The sequence below is a fragment of the Robertmurraya phoenicis genome, from assembly GCF_047302285.1.
Lineage (GTDB): Bacteria > Bacillota > Bacilli > Bacillales > Cytobacillaceae > Robertmurraya.
The window spans coordinates 1748111-1766313 of the sequence record NZ_CP154845.1; the positions used below are offsets into that span (position 1 = coordinate 1748111).

The 18203-nt window shown below is 40.1% G+C and carries 18 protein-coding genes; 14 read left to right on the plus strand and 4 right to left on the minus strand.

Annotated elements, in window-relative coordinates:
• Positions 1 to 12 precede the first annotated feature (12 nt).
• The 9 genes from lpdA to AA0X71_RS08590 all read left to right on the plus strand — a co-directional run bounded on the left by lpdA (position 13) and on the right by AA0X71_RS08590 (position 11790).
• Positions 13 to 1434, plus strand: coding sequence for a dihydrolipoyl dehydrogenase (lpdA, locus tag AA0X71_RS08550; protein ID WP_413361348.1), 1422 nt, complete (start codon positions 13 to 15; stop codon positions 1432 to 1434).
• Positions 1435 to 1454: 20 nt separating this feature from the next.
• Positions 1455 to 2453: a thiamine pyrophosphate-dependent dehydrogenase E1 component subunit alpha gene (locus tag AA0X71_RS08555; protein ID WP_413361350.1), complete on the plus strand. Its 999-nt coding sequence runs from the start codon at positions 1455 to 1457 to the stop codon at positions 2451 to 2453.
• Between the two features lie 14 nt (positions 2454 to 2467).
• Positions 2468 to 3451 carry an alpha-ketoacid dehydrogenase subunit beta gene (locus AA0X71_RS08560; protein ID WP_413361352.1) on the plus strand — a complete coding sequence of 328 codons (984 nt, stop codon included), beginning with the start codon at positions 2468 to 2470 and terminating at the stop codon, positions 3449 to 3451.
• A 36-nt stretch (positions 3452 to 3487) separates the two neighbouring features.
• Positions 3488 to 4744 (plus strand): dihydrolipoamide acetyltransferase family protein, encoded by a 1257-nt coding sequence (locus tag AA0X71_RS08565; protein ID WP_413361354.1) that lies wholly within the window; start codon positions 3488 to 3490, stop codon positions 4742 to 4744.
• A gap of 157 nt (positions 4745 to 4901) precedes the next feature.
• A complete protein-coding gene (locus AA0X71_RS08570; RefSeq protein WP_413361356.1) occupies positions 4902 to 6710 on the plus strand; it encodes a methylmalonyl-CoA mutase family protein in 1809 nt (602 codons plus the stop codon).
• The gene (gene scpA / locus AA0X71_RS08575; protein WP_413361358.1) at positions 6710 to 8899 is read left to right on the plus strand and encodes a methylmalonyl-CoA mutase; all 2190 of its coding nucleotides are present in this window, start codon (positions 6710 to 6712) and stop codon (positions 8897 to 8899) included. Before AA0X71_RS08570 ends, scpA begins: the two co-directional genes overlap by 1 nt.
• A 1-nt stretch (position 8900) precedes the next feature.
• Positions 8901 to 10025 carry a methylmalonyl Co-A mutase-associated GTPase MeaB gene (meaB, locus tag AA0X71_RS08580; RefSeq protein WP_413361360.1) on the plus strand — a complete coding sequence of 375 codons (1125 nt, stop codon included), beginning with the start codon at positions 8901 to 8903 and terminating at the stop codon, positions 10023 to 10025.
• 252 nt (positions 10026 to 10277) lie between these two features.
• Positions 10278 to 10715 carry a BrxA/BrxB family bacilliredoxin gene (locus AA0X71_RS08585; protein ID WP_413361362.1) on the plus strand — a complete coding sequence of 146 codons (438 nt, stop codon included), beginning with the start codon at positions 10278 to 10280 and terminating at the stop codon, positions 10713 to 10715.
• Between the two features lie 79 nt (positions 10716 to 10794).
• Positions 10795 to 11790 (plus strand): aromatic acid exporter family protein, encoded by a 996-nt coding sequence (locus AA0X71_RS08590; RefSeq protein ID WP_413361364.1) that lies wholly within the window; start codon positions 10795 to 10797, stop codon positions 11788 to 11790.
• 136 nt (positions 11791 to 11926) lie between these two features.
• Here AA0X71_RS08590 and AA0X71_RS08595 read toward each other — a convergent pair whose 3' ends face one another.
• Positions 11927 to 12391 (minus strand): BsuPI-related putative proteinase inhibitor, encoded by a 465-nt coding sequence (locus AA0X71_RS08595; RefSeq protein ID WP_413361366.1) that lies wholly within the window; start codon positions 12389 to 12391, stop codon positions 11927 to 11929.
• Positions 12392 to 12509: 118 nt separating this feature from the next.
• A complete protein-coding gene (gene prli42, locus AA0X71_RS08600; protein WP_019154427.1) occupies positions 12510 to 12605 on the minus strand; it encodes a stressosome-associated protein Prli42 in 96 nt (31 codons plus the stop codon).
• A 147-nt stretch (positions 12606 to 12752) separates the two neighbouring features.
• Here prli42 and mce point away from each other — a divergent pair, with 147 nt between their 5' ends.
• The 4 genes from mce (at position 12753) to AA0X71_RS08620 (ending at position 16502) form a co-directional block, all read left to right on the plus strand.
• The gene (gene mce, locus AA0X71_RS08605) at positions 12753 to 13166 is read left to right on the plus strand and encodes a methylmalonyl-CoA epimerase (RefSeq protein WP_413361368.1); all 414 of its coding nucleotides are present in this window, start codon (positions 12753 to 12755) and stop codon (positions 13164 to 13166) included.
• A 4-nt stretch (positions 13167 to 13170) separates the two neighbouring features.
• Positions 13171 to 14718 (plus strand): acyl-CoA carboxylase subunit beta, encoded by a 1548-nt coding sequence (locus tag AA0X71_RS08610; protein ID WP_413361369.1) that lies wholly within the window; start codon positions 13171 to 13173, stop codon positions 14716 to 14718.
• A gap of 72 nt (positions 14719 to 14790) precedes the next feature.
• On the plus strand, positions 14791 to 15912 hold the full coding sequence (locus tag AA0X71_RS08615; RefSeq protein ID WP_413361371.1) for a M20/M25/M40 family metallo-hydrolase: 1122 nt from the start codon (positions 14791 to 14793) through the stop codon (positions 15910 to 15912).
• Between the two features lie 116 nt (positions 15913 to 16028).
• A complete protein-coding gene (locus AA0X71_RS08620) occupies positions 16029 to 16502 on the plus strand; it encodes a chemotaxis protein CheW (protein ID WP_413361373.1) in 474 nt (157 codons plus the stop codon).
• Between the two features lie 36 nt (positions 16503 to 16538).
• Here AA0X71_RS08620 and AA0X71_RS08625 read toward each other — a convergent pair whose 3' ends face one another.
• Both AA0X71_RS08625 and AA0X71_RS08630 read right to left on the minus strand, forming a co-directional pair.
• Positions 16539 to 16925 (minus strand): hypothetical protein, encoded by a 387-nt coding sequence (locus AA0X71_RS08625; RefSeq protein WP_413361375.1) that lies wholly within the window; start codon positions 16923 to 16925, stop codon positions 16539 to 16541.
• A 2-nt stretch (positions 16926 to 16927) separates the two neighbouring features.
• Positions 16928 to 17125: a helix-turn-helix transcriptional regulator gene (locus AA0X71_RS08630; RefSeq protein ID WP_413361377.1), complete on the minus strand. Its 198-nt coding sequence runs from the start codon at positions 17123 to 17125 to the stop codon at positions 16928 to 16930.
• 773 nt (positions 17126 to 17898) lie between these two features.
• Between AA0X71_RS08630 and AA0X71_RS08635 the strand changes: the two genes are divergently transcribed.
• Positions 17899 to 18195: an ABC transporter transmembrane domain-containing protein gene (locus AA0X71_RS08635; RefSeq protein WP_413362535.1), complete on the plus strand. Its 297-nt coding sequence runs from the start codon at positions 17899 to 17901 to the stop codon at positions 18193 to 18195.
• Positions 18196 to 18203: the final 8 nt, after the last annotated feature.

An 18203-nucleotide genomic window follows, 5' to 3' on the forward strand; every position in this document is an offset into this window, starting at 1 on the left:
AGGGTATTTTTTATGGCAAAGGAATACGATTTAGTCATTCTTGGCGGTGGTACTGGTGGCTATGTTGCGGCTATTCGCGCATCCCAGCTAGGACTTAAAACAGCGATTGTCGAGAAAGGAAAGCTCGGCGGAACCTGTTTACATAAAGGATGTATCCCAAGTAAAGCGTTGTTAAGAAGTGCAGAAGTATATGCAACGACGAAGAAAAGTGAAGAGTTTGGTGTCGAAACAACAGGGGTTACATTAAATTTTGGCAAGGTACAAGAACGAAAGAATAAAATCATTGATCAACTTCATAAAGGTGTACAACATTTAATGAAGCAGGGGAAAATTGATGTGTTTGAAGGAATGGGAAGAATCCTTGGCCCATCTATTTTCTCCCCTATGCCTGGAACCATTTCCGTAGAAATGAACGATGGAACAGAAAATGAAATGCTGATTCCGAAAAATGTCATCATCGGTACGGGCTCAAGACCACGTACTTTACCAGGCTTAGACATTGATGGAGAATCGGTCATGACTTCAGATGAGGCATTGCAAATGGAGTCACTTCCTAATTCGATCATTATTGTCGGTGGCGGCGTCATTGGAATCGAATGGGCATCGATGCTTTCTGATTTTGGTGTGGAAGTAACGGTCATTGAATATGCGGATCGCATCATTCCAACGGAAGATAAGGAAATTTCGAAGGAAATGCAACGTTTAATGAAGAAGCGAAAAATTAATGTTGTGACAAGTGCAAAGGTGTTGCCGGAAACGCTTCAAAAGGGAGACGGCGTTACCATTTCCGCAGAAATAAAAGGAACAGAAAAGCAATTTAAAGCGGATAAAATGCTCGTGTCTGTTGGCCGTATGGCAAACACAGAAGGAATTGGTCTTGAAAATACAGAGATTCAAGTGGAAAAAGGGTTCATTATCACGAATGATTTTTATCAAACAAAAGAATCTCACATCTATGCCATTGGAGACTGTATCGGTGGCTTGCAACTAGCCCACGTTGCTTCTCATGAAGGGATTGTCGCAGTAGAGCATATTGCTGGAGAAAATCCATCACCCCTTGATTATCGCTTGATTTCAAAATGTATATACAGCTCCCCTGAGGTAGCAAGTGTTGGCTATACAGAAGAAGAAGCAAAGGAAAAGGGATACAATGTGAAAGTGGGCAAATTCTCATTCCGTGCGATTGGGAAGGCCCTTGTCTTTGGTGAATCAGATGGTTTTGTAAAAATGATCGCTGATGAAGAAAGCAATGATATTTTAGGAGTCCATATGATTGGACCTCATGTAACAGACATGATTTCTGAAGCTGGCTTAGCACAAGTATTGGATGCGACACCATGGGAAGTGGCCCATACGATCCATCCACATCCAACTTTATCGGAAGCGATTGGGGAAGCGGCTTTAGCGGTTGATGGTAAGGCGATACATGGATAAGATTATTTTCTCGGGAGGGAATGGAATTGACTGAGAATCGTCATAGCGCTCTTGGATTGAGCGATGAAAAAGTGCTGGAAATGTATGAAACGATGCTACTGGCAAGACGGATTGATGAGCGGATGTGGCTTTTAAACCGCGCTGGTAAGATTCCGTTTGTGATCTCTTGTCAAGGACAGGAAGCGGCACAAGTCGGTGCTGCATTTGCGTTAGATAAGGAAAAGGATTATGCACTTCCGTATTATCGTGATATGGGAGTTGTCTTAAGATTTGGGATGACGGCAAGAGAATTAATGCTTTCTGCTTTTGCGAAAGCGGAAGATCCAAACTCTGGTGGCCGACAAATGCCTGGCCATTTTGGTCAAAAGAAAAACCGAATCGTTACCGGTTCATCTCCTGTAACGACACAGGTTCCTCATGCCGTTGGTGTGGCTTTAGCTGGAAAAATGGAAGGAAAAGATCTTGTCACCTTCGTCACCTTTGGGGAAGGCTCATCCAATCAAGGTGATTTCCATGAAGGGGCTAATTTTGCCGGTGTTCATAAGCTCCCTGTAATTTTTATGTGTGAGAATAATAAATACGCGATTTCTGTTCCAATCGAAAAACAGCTCGCTTGTGAACATGTTTCCGATCGTGCGGTTGGCTATGGAATGCCAGGAATTACGGTCAATGGAAATGATCCATTAGAAGTGTATGAGGCTGTTAAAGAAGCGGCTGATAGAGGACGATGTGGTGAGGGTCCATCTCTTATTGAGGCAGTATCCTATCGTTTAACTCCACATTCATCTGATGATGACGACCGTAGTTACCGTGCACCTGATGAGGTCGCTGAGGCGAAGACGAAGGACCCAATTATTACTTTTGGGGCTTACTTGAAGGAAAATGGTATTATGAACGATGAGTTTGAAAAAGAAATCAATGATCGTGTGATGAAGATTGTGAATGAAGCAACAGATTATGCAGAAAACGCTCCATACGCAGAGGCAGAATATGCGATGAAGCATGTGTATGCAGAGTAAGGGGGAATATTGAAATGGCTGTCATTTCTTATATAGATGCAGTGACGATGGCAATTCGTGAGGAAATGGAAAGAGACCCTAAAGTATTCGTTCTTGGTGAAGATGTAGGGAAAAAGGGCGGAGTGTTTAAAGCGACACAAGGGTTATATGAACAATTTGGGGAAGAGAGAGTGATTGATACCCCCCTTGCTGAATCTGCAATTGCCGGAGTAGGAATTGGTGCGGCGATGTATGGAATGCGTCCGATTGCAGAAATGCAATTTGCTGATTTCATCATGCCGGCAGTAAACCAAATCATTTCAGAAGCAGCAAAAATCCGTTATCGCTCCAATAATGATTGGAATTGTCCCATTGTAATCCGCGCTCCATATGGTGGTGGAATTCACGGTGCATTGTATCATTCCCAATCGGTTGAAGCGGTATTTGCCAACCATCCTGGTTTAAAAATTGTGATGCCTTCGACCCCTTATGATGTGAAAGGGTTATTAAAGGCGGCAATTCGTGATGAAGATCCGGTCCTCTTTTTCGAACATAAAAGAGCGTATCGTTTAATTAAAGGGGAAGTACCTACTGATGATTATGTACTTCCAATTGGTAAAGCGGATGTCAAGCGTGAAGGGGAAGATATCACGGTTATCACATATGGCTTATGTGTTCATTTTGCCCTACAAGCGGCTGAACGCCTCGCAAGTGACGGAATTTCTGCTCATATTTTAGATTTACGTACCGTTTACCCGTTGGATAAAGAAGCGATTATCGAAGCCGCTCGTAAGACAGGGAAGGTATTGCTGATTACAGAAGATAACAAAGAAGGCAGCATTATAGGAGAAGTATCCGCGATTATTGCAGAAAATTGCCTCTTCGATTTAGATGCTCCAATTAAGCGCTTAGCAGGACCTGATGTTCCAGCAATGCCATATGCACCGACAATGGAAAAACATTTCATGGTCAATCCAGATAAAGTGGAAAAAGCGATGCGAGAGTTGGCCGAATTTTAAATAGATAGAAAGCTTAAATGAAGGAGGTTATTCGAATTGGCAATTGAACAAATTAAAATGCCTCAATTAGGTGAAAGTGTAACAGAAGGTACGATTAGTAAATGGCTTGTTTCAGTGGGAGATAAAGTCAATAAGTATGATCCGCTAGCAGAAGTGATGACAGATAAAGTAAATGCGGAAATTCCCTCCTCTTTTTCAGGTGTCATTAAGGAATTGATTGCAAGTGAAGGAGATACGTTAGCAGTCGGTGAAGTGATTTGTTCTGTTGAAGTAGAAGGTGGAGCTAGTGAAATTGAGGCAGAGGCTCCTGCTCAAAAAGAAGAAGCTTCAAGTGAAAACGTTCCACAAGATACAAGTAATAAAGCGCGTTATTCACCTGCTGTACTAAAGCTTTCACAAGAACATGGCATTGATTTAAATCTTGTACAAGGAAGCGGTGCTGGTGGACGTATTACCCGCAAAGATATTTTGAAGGTGGTTGAGTCTGGTGAAATTCCAAAGGCTACTTCGCCTGCGAAAGTAGTGGAAACAGCACCACAAGCTCCAGTAGACACAAAACCAATGGCTCCTGCACCATCTGTTCCAGTTGAGGTTGGTGACACTGAAATTCCGGTAACCGGAGTTCGAAAAGCAATTGCAGCGAATATGCTTAGAAGCAAGCATGAAATTCCTCATGCTTGGACGATGATGGAAGTCGATGTTACGAACTTAGTGGAATATCGTAATTCTTTAAAGGATGACTTCAAGAGAAAAGAAGGATTCAATTTGACGTTCTTCGCCTTTTTCGTCAAAGCAGTTGCGCAAGCGTTAAAAGAGTTCCCACAAATGAATTCAATGTGGGCAGGAGATAAAATCGTCCAGAAAAAAGACATTAATATTTCCATTGCCGTTGCGACGGATGATGCTTTATTCGTTCCAGTCATTAAAGCGGCTGATGAGAAAACGATTAAAGGAATTGCTCGTGAGATCACGGAGTACGCAACAAAAGTTAGCTCTGGGAAATTAACAAGTGAAGACATGCAAGGTGGTACATTTACGGTAAACAATACTGGTTCATTCGGTTCAGTCCAATCGATGGGAATTATTAATTACCCACAGGCTGCTATTTTGCAAGTAGAATCGATTGTGAAACGTCCTGTTGTCTTAAATGGAATGATTGCTGTGCGTGATATGGTGAATCTCTGTTTATCCCTTGATCACCGTGTCCTTGATGGCTTGGTTTGTGGACGTTTCCTACAAAGAGTAAAAGAAATTCTTGAAAATACAAGCAAAGACAACACATCGATTTATTGAAAGTTCCTTAAGAAGACCGTTACTTGACTACGGTCTTCTTCTTTTCTCTCCCATTGCTAGAATGAAAATCGTGTACTACAATAGTTGTATCAATAGGTGAATTTTTTTAAAAAGAATAATCGGAATTTTTAATAACCTTACGGAAGGTGGAGAGGAAATGCGAGAGCAGTCGTTTCCAACAGCCTCTATTGAGGATTGGGTTGAAAAAAGCGAGCAATCCATGAAGGGGAAAAAGATTGAAACGCTTGAGAAGGATACATATGAGCAAATAAAATTGAAACCGCTTTATACAAAAGACGACCAAACCGATTTAAGTCAATTTCCTGGGCAATCAGATTTTCGAAGAGGGATTCAGGCTCTTGGCTACTTAGCTCAACCATGGAAAGTAGCGCAAAAACTTTCGATTGAGGGGGATTTGAGAGAAGAGCTGGATTCAGCTTTCATGAAGGGGCAAACAGCGATCGCCTTTGAGGTGAGTGATGCTGTCTTGACGCATTTAAAAGATTTAGAAGAAAAGCATCTCGCATATCCATTTTCTATCAACGCCAAACATCATCATCCGATTTTTATAGACGAACTTCAAAGGTTACCATTTTCACAGAAGAGTCACGGTTATATTGGCTTCGACCCAATTGCCACATTGACAGAAGTGGGGAAAATCAAGATTGAAGAGTCTTATCAGCAATTAGTGGAGACGGTCTACAACGGAATCAGTAATCTCCCACATCTTCGGACTATTTTAGTCGATACTGTACCATATCATAACGGCGGTGCTCAGGCTGTTCAGGAGTTGGCTTTCGCCATTGCCACAGGAGTCGAGCATATTGAAGAGCTTACTGAACGTGGATTATCCCTTCATGCCATTCTCTCAAAGCTTGTGTTTCAATTTTCAGTTGGCACAAACTTCTTTATGGAATTAGCAAAGCTAAGAGCTGCTAGAATTCTTTGGGATAAAGTGACGGAAGCATACGGCGTTGCGGAGGAAAATCGTGGAATGGTGATCTCGGCGTTCACTTCTAGCTTCACAAAAACAGTCTTTGATCCTTACGTGAATTTGCTAAGAGCTGGGAATGAAGCTTTTGCGGCGGTTCTGGGTGGAATTCAATATTTACATGTTAGTCCTTTTAACGAGCCTGAAGGAAAGACAACCGCATTTTCAGAGCGAATTGCTCGAAACACACAATTGATTTTACGAGATGAAACCCATTTGGCTAAAACAATCGATCCAGCAGGTGGTTCATGGTACGTTGAGCACTTAACGACAGAACTTGCGAGAAACGCTTGGGAGTTGTATCTCGAAATCGATGAAAAAGGCGGAATGGTTGAAGGACTCAAACAAGGATGGATTCAAACTGAGATTGCGAAAGTTAGAGAGAAGAGGAAAGCGTCTATTGCAACGAGAAAACAAACGATCGTTGGGACCAATAAATATGCGGACTTACAAGGTGAATCCCTGAAAATCGCTGCGGAAAATGTGGAGCAGCATAAAGGCGACGTTCCACTCATTCCACAAGGAAGATTATCAGAATCCTATGAAGAACTCAGATTTCAAGCTCAGCAACTAAAAGAACGGGGACTCGATCCCACTATCGGATTAATCACTTTAGGAGAATTAAAGTCTCATAAAGTTCGAACTGATTTTGTTATAGGGTTTTTAGCCCCAGGTGGGATTCTTGGGAAAACAAGTGAAGAGATTCATTCATTAGAGGATGCTATTGATTTTGTGAAACAAACTGGCTATAAACATTACTGTCTTTGTGGAGGGAATGAACAGTACGCATCTATGTGGGCAGGTTTTGTAGCGAAGGTGAAGAATGCATATCCTCATATCCGCTTGTATGTAGCGGGTATTCCTGAAGAACGGGAAACGTGGGAAAAGTCAGGGATTGAAGGATTTATTCATATAAAGAGTAATTGCTATCAAACTCTTGTTTCGATTTTAGCTGATTTGGAGGTGGAAAATTGATGACGAAGCCGAATTTCAAAGAACTTTCCTTGTTCGAGTCAAAGAATGGCTCGAAAGAAGAATGGCAACAAAAAGCTGAAGAGGAAATAGAACAGAAAATTGATGATCTTTTATTTGAAACCAATGAGCAAATCAAGATTAAAGCACTCTATACCCAAGAAGATAGAGAAGGCTTAGAGCAATTGGATCACTTACCAGGATTGCCACCATATACAAGAGGCCCGTACCCAACAATGTATGTCAATCGACCATGGACAGTTCGTCAGTATGCTGGCTTTTCTACAGCAGAGGAAAGCAATGCTTTCTACCGAAGAAATTTAGCAATGGGCCAAAAGGGGCTTTCTGTTGCCTTTGATTTGGCCACCCATCGGGGCTATGATTCTGATCATCCAAGAGTCGTAGGGGATGTAGGAAAAGCGGGTGTGGCGATTGATTCTGTTCTCGATATGAAAATCCTATTTGACGGGATTCCTCTTGATCAAATGTCTGTATCGATGACGATGAATGGCGCAGTCCTCCCCATTATGGCATTTTATATCGTAACGGCAGAAGAACAAGGGGTATCACAAGAAAAGCTTTCTGGAACGATTCAAAATGATATTTTGAAAGAATACATGGTTCGTAATACGTATATTTATCCTCCTGATATGTCGATGAAAATCATTGCTGATATTTTTAAATATACTTCTACATACATGCCAAAGTTTAATAGTATTAGTATTTCTGGGTATCACATGCAAGAAGCAGGGGCGCCAGCTGATATTGAGCTTGCTTATACGTTAGCAGATGGGCTTGAGTATGTTCGGACTGGATTGAAGGCTGGGATTGAAATTGATTCCTTTGCACCAAGACTGTCGTTCTTTTGGGCAATTGGCATGAATTACTTTATGGAAGTGGCCAAAATGAGAGCCGCTCGTCTTATTTGGGCGAAAATGATGAAAACCTTTGAGCCGAAAAATCCGAAATCGATGGCATTACGTACTCACTCGCAAACATCTGGCTGGAGCTTGACAGAACAGGATCCTTTTAATAATGTCACACGAACATTGATTGAAGCTCATGCAGCGGCGATGGGACATACACAATCGCTACATACGAATGCCCTTGATGAAGCAATTGCATTACCAACAGATTTTTCTGCGCGAATTGCTCGTAACACACAGTTGTTTTTACAAGAAGAGACAGGAATTACTGATGTCATTGATCCATGGGCAGGCTCTTATTATGTAGAAGCATTAACGGCACAGCTTGTGGAACGGGCATGGGAGCATATTGAGGAAATCGAAAAGCTTGGAGGAATGGCTCAGGCAATTGAAACGGGCCTTCCAAAGATGAAAATTGAAGAAGCAGCAGCAAAAAGGCAAGCACAAATTGATTCTGGAAAAGAAACGATTATTGGCGTCAATAAATATAGGCTTGAAACGGAAGAACCGATTGAAATACTTGATATTGATAATACGGCAGTCCGCTTAAGACAAATAGAAAAACTAGAAAAGCTAAAGTCTACCCGTGATGAGTTGAAGGTGCAGGAAACATTAAGGGCGATTACAGAGGCAGCAGAATCGGGAGAAGGCAATCTATTGCAGTTGGCCGTTGAAGCAGCGAGAGCACGAGCAACCCTCGGGGAAATTTCCTATGCGATTGAAACGGTTGCCAATCGCCATAAAGCAGTGATTCGTTCTGTTAGTGGTGTTTATAGCTCTGCTTTCTCAAATGAAGAAGAAATTGCCGAAGTTCAAAGAATGACAGAGGAATTTTTAGAAAATGAAGGAAGACGTCCGCGAATCTTAATTGCCAAAATGGGGCAGGATGGACATGATCGAGGAGCGAAAGTGATCTCGACTGCCTTTGCTGATTTAGGATTTGATGTTGACATCGGTCCGTTGTTCCAAACTCCGGAAGAAACGGCCCTTCAAGCAGTTGAAAATGATGTCCATGTTATTGGTATGAGTTCATTAGCAGCAGGACATAAAACCTTACTTCCGCAATTACGTGCAGAACTACAGAAGCTTGGAAGAGAAGATATATTAGTCGTAGTCGGTGGGGTTATCCCTGCGCAGGACTATCAATTCCTATATGAAAATGGGGCAGCTGCCATATTTGGACCTGGAACTGTTATTCCCGTTGCGGCGCAGAAGGTCATTTTTGCCATTTACGAAAGCCTAGGCTATGAGGAAGTGTCAAATTAACATGACTGAAGATAAGAAACCAGAATGGATTGATCCGAATAAACCTGACAAGTTCACAACCGTTGTACGAACAGGGGTTGAAAGTGAAAAAGCGGCATTATTTGAAACCAAGAAAGTTCGGTTTCAAAAAAAACGTAGAAGTGAACCATCAATTGATGAGCTATATAAAGGGGTATTAGAAGGTGAACGAACTCATTTGGCAAGATCGATAACGCTGATTGAAAGCAACGCGGAACATCATTTTCATCAAGCACAAAAGCTCTTGCAGAAACTACTGCCTCATTCAGGAAAGGCTTTACGGATTGGCATAACAGGTGTACCTGGTGCTGGGAAAAGTACGTTTATCGAGGCATTTGGTACCTTTCTATGTGAAAAAGGGCTGAAAGTAGCGGTTTTAGCAGTTGACCCAAGCTCTAGCATTAGCGGAGGCAGTATTCTTGGTGACAAAACGAGAATGGAACAGCTCTCAAGAAATCGAGATGCCTTTATTCGGCCATCTCCGTCAAGTGGAAAGCTTGGCGGGGTCCATCGCAAAACGAGGGAAACGATGATCGTCTGTGAAGCTGCCGGATTTGATGTGATTTTAGTGGAGACAGTCGGAGTCGGCCAAAGTGAAGTGATTGTTCGTGAAATGGTCGATTTTTTCATGCTCCTTGTTTTAACAGGGGCTGGGGATGAGCTTCAAGGCATGAAAAAAGGAATTATGGAGCTTGCTGACGGGGTATTTGTAAATAAAGCGGATGGTCAAAATAAAAAACGAGCTGAAAAGACGATGAAAGAATACAATCAAATTCTTCATTTTCTCCAGCCGGCGACGAAAGGGTGGACAACAAAAGCCTATATATGCTCTGCATTGAAGAATGAAGGGATTGAACATGTGTGGAGAACGGTCAAAGCATTTGAAGAAATGACAAAACAATCAGGTGTCTTTGAGGAACGGCGTAGAATCCAGACGAAGGAATGGATGAAATCGATGATTATCGATCAGCTTCAAGCGAATTTCTTTTATCATCCACTTGTAAGAGAGTTGCTACCAAAGTATGAAAATGAGGTTATTGCCGGAGATAGGACCGTCACTTCAGCGGTAGACAGTCTTTTTCAACATTTTTTCAAGACGAATAAATAAAAAAGAGCTACCATCCTACATGGTAGCCAATAGGGGTAATTATGGGATAGATCTTGCTTACGGTGTATTTACCCATATTGAAAAAAATAAAACATCTTTTAAAAAATATTTTTTAAAAAATGTGATCAAGGTCATTTCCGATTCGATTAAATTCAGGGATAATTACGAGTGGAATGGTTGTAAACAAAGTGCTTATATTGGTATTATGGAGAAGAGAGTACAGATTATAAAACATAAAAGGGAGCGATATAGATGAACATGGATTTTAATTTATTCATGAACGATGTAGTTCGCCAAGCTCGGCAGGAAATTGTCGCAGCAGGATATAAAGAGTTATCAACTCCTGAAGAAGTGGATGAAACGTTACAACAAAAGGGAACAACACTTGTAATGGTGAATTCGGTTTGCGGTTGTGCCGGTGGGATTGCGCGCCCAGCTGCTATGCACTCCCTTCATTACGATAAGAGACCTGACAAATTAGTAACAGTGTTTGCTGGACAAGATAAGGAAGCGACAGAAAAAGCTCGCTCATACTTTACTGGTTATCCACCATCCTCTCCTTCTTTTGCGTTATTGAAGGATGGAAAGATTGTTACGATGATTGAGCGCCACGATATTGAAGGGCATGGTCCAATGGATGTTGTGCAAAAATTACAGGATGCATTTGAACAATATTGTGAAGAAGTTTAAGACCTCGGTTTTTTCCGAGGTTTTTTTGATACAATAAGGGTTGCGAATATGAAAAATTGAAGTAACTTCGGGGGAATTTATGAAATTTCGGATAGGATATCGGACAATCAAGACGGCGCTAGGTACGACATTATCGATTTTGCTCGCCCAAACAATCGGTCTTCATAATTTTGCATCAGCTGGAATTTTAACGATTCTTTGTATCAAGCCAACGAAAGTAAAATCGGTCAAGGCGTCCTGGGATCGAGTTCTAGCTTGTATGATCGCCATGGCGTTTTCGACTCTTTTCTTTGAGGGCATTACTTACCATCCCATTACAATTGGCTTAATGCTCTTATTTTTTATTCCGACAGCAGTGATGTTTAGGGCGCAAGAAGGGATCGTCTCAAGTAGCGTCATCATTCTCCATATTTATATGGCGGGAAATGTGACATTTGAACTTATTCTTAACGAATTAGGAATTGTCATTATTGGGGTCGGGATGGCTCTTATCATGAATTTCTATATGCCAAGTGCAGAGAAGAAATTAGTTCAGCTTCAGGCTGAGTTGGAAGAGAATTTTCGAAAAATCATGCTCGAAATCGTTCACTACTTAAGGACCAGTGACAGTAGCTGGGACGGAAGTGAGCTAACGAAGACAGCTAGAGTCATTGATGAAGCAAAAACTTTGGCATTTCACGATGTCGAGAATCACTTTCGCCGCAACGAAAATCTTTACTACCATTATTTTAAAATGCGAGAAAAACAATTCGAGATTATTGAACGAATTTTACCATTAGTTGCTTCTTTACCCGTTACAGTCGTACAAGGACAAATGATTGGTGATTTTCTCGAAGAGTTAGCCGAACACATAAGTCCAGGAGAAGTACCAAAAAACTTTCTTGAAAATTTGTTAGAGATGAGAGAAGAGTTTCAAAGTATGGAACTTCCCCAGACTCGTGAAGAATTCGAAGTTCGCGCTTCCCTTCTGCAACTAACAAAGGAAATGGAACAGTATTTAATGTTAAAAAACTCTTTTAAATATTTGAAAAGAGAAAAGAAAAAATATCGAAAAGGCAGTGTGGAACTGCAATAAATTGCTTTCAAATTAGTTAATTGAAGAGGTATCTTCTTTATAGATTTCCATTATCTAAGTACAGAAAAACCTATTGAATCCCAATAGGTTTTTCTGTACTTGTTTCATTGTAAACATTGAGTTTGTAAAAGTTAGTTCATTCGTAGTTAAAGTCAATGCTCACTTTATTTTCATCTATACCAGTTGCCGTAATCCATGCTTCTAATGTGTAGTCTCCAGGTTCAACAAAGGAGAGGACTTCAGAAAGATCGAGATCAAATTCAAGTTTTTCACCCACTGCTAAAACTTCTTCTTCTACTGCAGCAGCGAACATTTTATCAGCAGAGTAGGTATAAACGATCGTTCCTTCCTGATTCTTAATGGAGTAATCGTAATCTTGTGAAGAAGGGAATGTTAATGTCTCTTCTTTTTCTTTGTTGTTTTGAATGGTGAGTTGATATAGTAAATCACCGTTTTGTTCTATAGAAACTTCCATTTCTTTTGCAACGCTCCCTCCATTCGTGTTTTCATCTTTCGAGCTTTCTGTCGTTCCACAGCCAGTAAGTGCGACAAATATGAGGGCAGTGAGCAAGACTGCTTTCTTCCTCAGGTGAATAAACATCGGAATCACCACTTTTCATTTAGTTCATTTCACTTAATTAGACTTGATTTCTAGGGAAAGGTTACGAAAAAAGAGTAGGGAAAAGTCCCTACTCTTTAAAGTGTTTTGTTGTATTTCCTTAGATAAACATTGATAAACCAAGGAGTAGTGTTGAAGCAAGCATGGCAAATATCATTAAGTAAACAATTACTTTTCTTGTTTTTTTATTTTTCATTTCATTTCCCTCCCAATTTGTACATCCTGTTTTCTATTTTACTAGGTAATTTGAAAATGAACAACCGCTCAATTTAAGGAAGGAATATGAAGTATTTTAGCGAATATTTGTAATATACTGATCGTTTGTTTAACTGGAGGGAGTTAAGTGATAAAAAAAGTAGATCATATTGGGATTGCGGTTAAATCGATTGAGAACGCTTTACCTTTTTATACAGATGTACTAGGACTTGAAGTTCAAGGGATAGAAGAAGTAAAAAGTGAAAGGGTTAAAGTGGCATTTATTAAAATAGGCGAGACGAAGATTGAATTGCTCGAACCAACTAGCTCTGAAAGTGCCATTGCGAAGCATATTGAAAAAAGAGGCGAAGGAATTCACCATGTGGCACTAGGGGTTGATTCCATTCAAGCACGGATAGCTGAAATGAAGGAAAATGGGATTCAGATGCTTCAAGACGAAGCGAAAACAGGAGCAGGTGGGGCTCTTGTAGCATTTATGCATCCGAAGTCAACGGGCAAAGTATTGTTTGAGTTATGCGAAAAAACGGATAAGGGAGAGTAGCAGGATGGACATCTATGAAAAGATTAACGAGTTATATGATAAAAGGAGGGAGGTTGAGCTTGGTGGCGGTGATGAACGGATCGATAAGCAGCATGAGAAAGGGAAATTAACAGCTAGAGAACGGATCGATTTGCTTGTGGACGAGGGGACATTCGTTGAATTAAACCCTTTCATAGAACATCGATCTCGAGATTTTGGGTTAGAAAATCAAAAGGGACCAGGTGATGGTGTAGTAACAGGCTATGGAAAAGTGAATGGTCGTCCTATCTATCTATTTTCACAAGATTTTACAGTTTTTGGTGGAGCGTTAGGGGAAATGCATGCCAATAAAATTGCCAATGTGATGGATCTCGCCGCAAAAAATGGAGCTCCTTTTATTGGTCTAAATGATTCTGGTGGAGCAAGAATTCAAGAAGGGGTCGTTTCACTAGATGGGTATGGAAAAATCTTTTATCGCAATTCGATTTATTCAGGTGTTATTCCGCAAATTTCCGTCATCATGGGGCCTTGTGCAGGTGGTGCCGTATACTCTCCCGCAATAACGGACTTTGTATTTATGGTAGAAAAAACGAGCCAAATGTTTATTACCGGGCCAAAGGTGATTGAGACAGTGACTGGTGAGAAAATTTCTCCTGAAGATCTTGGTGGTGCAAAGGTGCATAATTCGATTAGTGGAAATGCTCATTTTCGCAGTGAGTCTGAAGAAGAGATCATTGAAAATGTGAGAGTATTATTAAGTTATTTACCGCAAAATAGTGAAGAAAAACCGAAGATATTAGAAGTAGATGAGGAAGATGATACCCGTCCGAATTTAACGGATTTGATTCCTTTTGATGCAATCAGGCCCTATGATGTAAGGGTTGTCATTGAAGAAGTTGTCGATCGTGGTTCCTTCCTTGAGGTACACAAAGATTTTGCCCGAAATATCGTGGTCGGTTTAGCGCGGGTAAAAGGGGAAGTGGTTGGCTTAGTCTGCAATCAGCCAAAAGTGATGGCTGGAGGGCTTGATATTGACTCATCTGACAAAGCAGCTCGCTTTATTCGTTTCTGTGACAGCTTTAATATTCCGCTCATTACCTTTGAGGATGTGACAGGGTTTTTCCCAGGGATAAAACAGGAGCATGGGGGGATCATCCGTCATGGAGCGAAAATTCTTTATGCTTATTCAGAAGCAACGGTACCAAAGCTGACCGTGATTTTACGAAAAGCTTATGGTGGTGCTTATGTTGCCTTAAATAGTAAATCGATTGGTGCTGACTTAGTGTTTGCTTGGCCAAACGCGGAAATTGCAGTGATGGGGCCACAGGGAGCGGCAAACATTATTTTTGCAAAAGAAATTCAAAATAGTGATAATCCAGAAGAGACGAGAGCAAAGAAGATTGAAGAATATCGGGAAAAATTTGCCAATCCGTATGTTGCAGCGAGTATGGGAATGGTCGATGATGTCATTGACCCAAGAGAAACTCGGATAAAAATCATTCAGTCGCTTGAGATGCTTCGTCATAAAAAGGAAGAACGTCCGTATAAGAAGCATGGTAATATTCCTTTGTAAAGAAATATTTGCCGATTCTTGGCAGAAAAAGCTATACTGAAGTAGGAAGATATACGAAAAGGAGATACATCAATGATTAAAGAAGAAAGATTATTAAATGAATTTCTAGAGCTTGTACAAATTGATTCAGAAACAAAATACGAAACAGAAATTGCTAAAGTATTAAAGCAAAAATTTTCTGCTTTAGGTGTGGAAGTGTTTGAGGATGACACAACAGCAGTAACAGGACATGGTGCTGGGAACTTAGTTTGTACTCTTCCTGGAACAAAAGATGGAGTCGATACAATTTATTTTACATCACATATGGATACGGTTGTCCCAGGTAAAGGTGTGAAGCCATCAATTAAGGATGGATATGTAGTCACAGATGGTACGACGATCCTTGGAGCGGATGATAAAGCTGGATTAGCAGCTATGCTTGAAGTGATTCGAGTATTAAAGGAGCAAAATATTGCTCATGGTACAATCCAGTTTATTATTACGGCCGGAGAAGAATCTGGCTTAGTTGGTGCTAAGGTTCTTGACTCATCTTTGGTAACTGCTAAATTTGGATATGCTCTTGATAGCGATGGCAAGGTTGGGAATATCGTCGTTGCGGCACCTACACAAGCAAAGGTGAAAGCAACGATTTTAGGGAAAACCGCTCATGCAGGTGTGGCACCGGAAAAAGGAGTTTCGGCGATTACGATGGCAGCCAAGGCCATTGCCAAAATGCCATTAGGACGAATTGATGAAGAAACAACAGCCAATATTGGGTATTTCAAAGGTGAAGGTCCTACCAATATCGTTTGTGACCGTGTAGAAATTTTAGCAGAAGCACGTTCTCTTCTGACTGAAAAAATGGAAGCACAAGTTCAAAAGATGAAGGCTGCTTTTGAATCAGTTGCGTCTGAAATGGGTGGAAGTGCTGAAGTTGAGGTAGAAGTGATGTACCCAGGCTTTAAATATGGTGAAGGGGACCATGTCGTTGAAGTGGCACGTAAAGCAGCTGCGAAAATTGGCAGAAGCTCTGAGCTTTTAAAGAGCGGTGGGGGAAGTGATGCCAACGTCATTGCTGGATTTGGAATTCCGACTGTCAACCTTGCTGTTGGATACGAGGAAATACATACGAAAAATGAACGGATGCCGATTGAAGAGCTAAACAAGCTTGCTGAAATGGTCATTGCCATTATCGAAGAAGTTAGCCAAGGATAAACCTTCTTAAGAGAACCAGTGTTGTGGTTCTCTTATTACTTTTGTACTAGGAATTTCACATAGACAAAGGGCCTATTTGGTGAGTACTATAGAGAGAGGAAGGTGAGGGGATACTCATGCAAGATTCTAATAAATTGGTTGTATTTACAGTAGGAAATGAAGAATATGCGATTCCGATTGAAAATGTTTTATCGATTGAAAAACTAGAAGGAATTACACCAATTCCCCATTTACCAGCTTATGTGAACGGGATTATGAAGGTCAGAGGCGAGTTGATTCCAGCCATCGATACAGAAAGGATTCTCTATAATCGTGAAATGGAATCAACTGATGCTGTACGCGTCATCGTCCTACATACAGATGATCTATCATTAGGGGTCCTTGTAAAAGAAGCAAAGGAAATCTTGGATATCCCATCTGAATTGATTAAGCAGGTAGGGTTGGTTGCTTACCAGAAAACGAGCTATTTTACTGGAGTTGCCAATCTAGATGGCCGACTGATTACCATTATCTCTCCAACTGTGTTAGTGAGAACACTGGACGGTATTAAGGAAATACAGGAATTTATGGAGAACGAGAAGCAAAAGTAGCCTAATATTGGGCTACTTTTGTTTTGTCATTACCCTCTATAATATTTTCGAATAGACGACCATTGTACTTGGAATTGATATTGCCATAATACAAAAAAGGACGATGAGTACTTGAGTTGCATCTAATGTTAAGAACCCAAAAGAACCTGTAGATAGAAACAAAACAAATAATGAACCAAAAAGAATAAAATAGTTCACCGTCATGGACTTTCCCATAATTTCCTTGGCACGTTCATCTCTTGGGAAAATATGTGGTGAAAGATATGCAAAAAGTAACTGATTTATCCCAAGTGCGAGTAACATGATCGCAACTGGAAAACTCCCCTTTGTAACTTCTTCATAATTTAAATAGATCCCCATGATCGTAAATAAAATCCCTAAACATAAATGGGTGATTTGATTTGATTTTTTAAATCCAACCATAGTTATTCCTCCTCATAAGTAAAAATTTCTTCAATTTGACAATTGAATACTCTTGCAAGTTTGAAAGCAAGCGTTATAGATGGATTATACCGTTCCTTTTCAAGCGAAATGATCGTTTGTCTTGAAACTTCTAATCGTTCAGCTAATTCATCCTGAGTTAAGTTATGAATTGCACGCAAATCCCTAATATTATTTTTCACTATATCACCCACATAAGTAAAGTTAACTTTACGTTAAGTCTACTTTACATTGTTTTCTCGCTATAAGTCAAGTTAACTTTACATTTTTAGTAACTTTTGTGGAAATGACTTATGAACTTTTATTGAAAGGAAAGCCACGAACGTTGCCATTCTAGATGACCAACTAATCTCCAACTATGTTAGTGATATTACTCGATGTTGTAAAAGAAACACAGGAATATATGGAGAACGAAGCACAGAAAGCTGATTCCAAAAGTCATAGTTAATAACTTTTGGGATCAGTTTTTTTATTGTCCAAGAATTTATAAATTCCCTCGACTTAATGTTCTTATAAACGGTAGGAGTATCGGTATGAAACATAACAGGAAAAATTCCGCTTAATGAGCAGGCATCATGAAAAAGAGCCGAAATAACAGGAAAATTTCCTGCTATTCACTGAAAAAATGCCAAAATAAACGATTTTGCTCTCCATAAGCGGAAAATCTTCCGTTATTTCCCCTAACAGGGAGTCCATTGAGGATACAACAGGAAAAATTCCGCTTAAGGGTGAGAGATGTTAGGATCGAATGAGACAAACCGAAGCTCCCAACATTTTGTAGGAGTTTTTTTCAGAAAACTTTCTATTGTATATATAGTTAGTACATTGAAATGATCAGAATTCAAAAAATTCCAAAAAAAATTCACATATAATGTGTAGGTTTGTTTCAAAATTATGGAATGATGAGAGTAGTGCTAGTCGATAAAGTGTAAGTAGTGAAACAGTCTTTATAAAAATTCCCTTTTATTATTTCATTTTTAATTTTCTTAATAAAAAAACAAGAGAAAATTCGAGAAAAGAGCGGGAAAGCTTTTCAAAGATATTAAATTCCACTCAAGATACAATTAACGGAATTAATACGATAAAAGTTTTTAGTAAAGAGTCTTTTTTTACGAGAATGTTTGCTCGAAAGCTTGATCATCATTTTCGTTTTGTTCAGCATCATCTTTTTTTTCAATGTAAATTAAAAGTTGAAGGGGAGCTTATCACGCTCTTCTTTTTTATGCCGATAAACGAACGTGTGCTAAAATAAACCTATAC

What these genes read in the sequence shown, in the direction of transcription:
- lpdA (WP_413361348.1), top strand. Translation starts at nt 13, where the DNA reads ATGGCAAAGGAATACGATTTAGTCATTCTTGGCGGTGGTACTGGTGGC.
- AA0X71_RS08555 (WP_413361350.1), top strand. Translation starts at nt 1,455, where the DNA reads ATGGAATTGACTGAGAATCGTCATAGCGCTCTTGGATTGAGCGATGAA.
- AA0X71_RS08560 (WP_413361352.1), top strand. Translation starts at nt 2,468, where the DNA reads ATGGCTGTCATTTCTTATATAGATGCAGTGACGATGGCAATTCGTGAG.
- AA0X71_RS08570 (WP_413361356.1), top strand. Translation starts at nt 4,902, where the DNA reads ATGCGAGAGCAGTCGTTTCCAACAGCCTCTATTGAGGATTGGGTTGAA.
- scpA (WP_413361358.1), top strand. Translation starts at nt 6,710, where the DNA reads ATGACGAAGCCGAATTTCAAAGAACTTTCCTTGTTCGAGTCAAAGAAT.
- meaB (WP_413361360.1), top strand. Translation starts at nt 8,901, where the DNA reads ATGACTGAAGATAAGAAACCAGAATGGATTGATCCGAATAAACCTGAC.
- AA0X71_RS08585 (WP_413361362.1), top strand. Translation starts at nt 10,278, where the DNA reads ATGAACATGGATTTTAATTTATTCATGAACGATGTAGTTCGCCAAGCT.
- AA0X71_RS08590 (WP_413361364.1), top strand. Translation starts at nt 10,795, where the DNA reads ATGAAATTTCGGATAGGATATCGGACAATCAAGACGGCGCTAGGTACG.
- AA0X71_RS08595 (WP_413361366.1), bottom strand. Translation starts at nt 12,391, where the DNA reads ATGTTTATTCACCTGAGGAAGAAAGCAGTCTTGCTCACTGCCCTCATA.
- prli42 (WP_019154427.1), bottom strand. Translation starts at nt 12,605, where the DNA reads ATGAAAAATAAAAAAACAAGAAAAGTAATTGTTTACTTAATGATATTT.
- AA0X71_RS08610 (WP_413361369.1), top strand. Translation starts at nt 13,171, where the DNA reads ATGGACATCTATGAAAAGATTAACGAGTTATATGATAAAAGGAGGGAG.
- AA0X71_RS08615 (WP_413361371.1), top strand. Translation starts at nt 14,791, where the DNA reads ATGATTAAAGAAGAAAGATTATTAAATGAATTTCTAGAGCTTGTACAA.
- AA0X71_RS08620 (WP_413361373.1), top strand. Translation starts at nt 16,029, where the DNA reads ATGCAAGATTCTAATAAATTGGTTGTATTTACAGTAGGAAATGAAGAA.
- AA0X71_RS08625 (WP_413361375.1), bottom strand. Translation starts at nt 16,925, where the DNA reads ATGGTTGGATTTAAAAAATCAAATCAAATCACCCATTTATGTTTAGGG.